Annotated in this window: 2 protein-coding genes; both read left to right on the forward strand. The window is 47.3% G+C overall.

All coding sequences use genetic code 11. The features are described from left to right. A partial coding sequence (locus WB217_RS02035; RefSeq protein ID WP_423990174.1) for an alpha-amylase occupies window positions 1–1281 on the forward strand: 1281 nt, incomplete at its 5' end. A 35-nt stretch (window positions 1282–1316) separates the two neighbouring features. After that, window positions 1317–2462, forward strand: coding sequence for a glycerate kinase (locus WB217_RS02040; protein WP_423990176.1), 1146 nt, complete (start codon window positions 1317–1319; stop codon window positions 2460–2462). The last annotated feature ends 136 nt before the right edge of the window (window positions 2463–2598 follow it).

The following is a 2598-nucleotide window of genomic DNA, read 5'->3' on the forward strand; positions in this document are numbered from 1 at the left end:
AAATCGAGTGAATGGTTCCAGAAGTATTTGCAGGATGATCCAGAATTTAAGAACTACTTCATTCCTTTTGACCCTGATTTCGATGCAAGCCAGGTTGTAAGGCCAAGGACCTCACCGTTATTCCATGAATACCAAGGGGAGAACGGAGTCAGGACGGCGTGGACAACCTTTAGTGAAGATCAAGTCGATGTCAATGTCGCTTATTTTCCGTTGTTGCTTGAAATGACGGACATCCTGCTGACGTATGCTTATAAAGGTGGCACAAGCATCCGACTTGATGCGATTGGATTCTTATGGAAAGAATCAGGCACGAGTTCGATGCATTTGCCAGAAACGCATGCAATCATTCAAATGTGGCGCACGCTGCTCGATCATTTCAAGCCGGGCACCCAGATCATTACCGAGACGAATGTGCCCCACATTGAAAACATCAGTTACTTCGGCGATGGCTCGAATGAAGCGCAAATGGTCTACCAGTTTTCCTTGCCGCCACTTGTACTTCACACGCTGACGACACATGATTCTGGCAAGCTGACAAACTGGGCAAAGACGATTGGAAAAGTGTCGGATACCGCTACCTACTTCAACTTCCTTGCCAGCCATGACGGAATCGGGATGCGTCCGACCGAAGGAATTTTAACAGAGGAAGATAAGCAATTGCTTGTTGAAAAAGTCGTTGAAAATGGTGGGCGTGTTTCCTATAAAAACAATACCGACGGCAGCCAATCTGTGTATGAATTGAATATCAATTACAGTGATGCCCTTGTGAATAAAGGGGAAGATGTCACCGAGGAGCAGAAAATCAAAAAAATGCTCGCAGCCCATTCCATCCTGCTCTCATTTGTTGGAGTTCCGGCAATCTATTACCACTCGTTGCTAGGATCGCAAAATGATCAAAAAGGTGCAGAGGAATCGGGCATCAACCGTCGAATAAACAGGGAAAAGTTCGAATATGGACGGATTTCGCGTGAACTGACAGAAAGCCCGCGCCGTGCCGCGATTTTCAGCGGATTGAAAAAAATGATCGAGAAACGCCAGCAGCACTCAGCCTTCTCGCCATTCGCCGAGCAGGAAGTGCTTGATTATGGCCAGGATGTTTTTGCGTTGAGACGATTCAACCAGGAAACAGGCGAAGAAATAGTGTTTGTGGTGAATGTGAAAGCAGAGCCAGTCCAACTATCATGCCATGTCGAGGGTACAAACATTTTGAACGGCGAGAGAATCGGAAAAGAGATGAGCTTGGAGCCTTATCAGTTTGTTTGGATTCAGCATGCTAAATAGCTGTCTAAGTAGTAAAAAGATGAGGTGAACGTAAAGTGAAAGTAATCATCGCAGTCGATTCCTTCAAAGGGTCTGTATCTTCATTAAAGGCAGGGGAGGCCATTAAGATAGGTGTTTTGCAGGCATTACCTGAAGCGGAGGCAAAGGTTTTTCACATGGCAGACGGCGGAGAAGGAACGGTTGAAGCGCTGATCCATGCCCGTGGAGGAGAAAAAATTGCCGTGGATGTTCACGGGCCTCTGCTTGATAGCGTAATGGCGGAATACACCGTCTTCCCTTACAACGGTCAGGATCATGTCTTTATAGAAAGTGCGGCTAGCTGTGGACTGACGCTGATTCCAACCGCCAACAGAACGCCGATGAAGACCAATACGTATGGAGTTGGCGAGCAGATAAAGGATGGTATTCAACGGGGATATCGTCATTTCATCCTGTCATTGGGAGGAAGTGCAACGAATGATGGCGGAACAGGAATGCTTCAAGCGCTTGGCTGGCAATTCTTTGATCAAAATGGAACTCTATTGGGCATGGAAGGCAATCCGTTATTGAAGGTTGCCTCGATGTCATCCGCAAATGCCATGAAAGAAATAGCTGAATGCACCTTTACGATTGCCAGCGATGTGTTAAATCCTTTTTATGGCCCAGAGGGTGCAGCACATATTTTTGCCAGGCAAAAGGGTGCGAATGAAGCTGAGATCGCAGTATTGGACGCAGGGCTCGAACGCTTTAGCAGCATTTTGCTGAAAGAGACCGGAAAAGATGTGCAGCATATTAACGGAGCAGGTGCGGCAGGCGGGCTCGGCGGTGCCATGGCAGCCTGTCTGAATGCGAAGATGATGTCAGGCGCTGAAATCCTGATGGAGATCATCGGGCTAAAAGAAAAAATTGAGGCCGCAGACTTGGTGTTCACCGGAGAAGGCAGCCTCGACCAGCAATCCTTGCTCGGTAAAGTCCCGGTAACCATAGCCAAATATGCAAAGCAGCATAACAAAAAAGTCATCGGCCTAGCAGGCAGAATTGACACCGAACTAGAAAAAATAAACGAACATCTCGACGCCGTTTTCTCCATCCAAACCCAATGCCGTACCCTGGAAGAAGCCATGGAACATGACATCACCATCAAGCAGCTCCAGGTAACAGCAGAGCAGGTAATGAGGCTGATTGCAGGACGGAAAGACTGAAAATAAAGAAGCATGGGGACGTACCTTATGCTTCTTTCTGTTTGATCGATATGGAAACATGGGGACGGTTCTCGCGTTCCATTTTGGAACACGAGAACCGTCCCCATGTTTATCCTATCTTATATTAGTCTTGCAC

Origin of the sequence: Mesobacillus sp. (assembly GCF_049588175.1) — a bacterium.
Lineage (GTDB): Bacteria > Bacillota > Bacilli > Bacillales > Cytobacillaceae > Mesobacillus.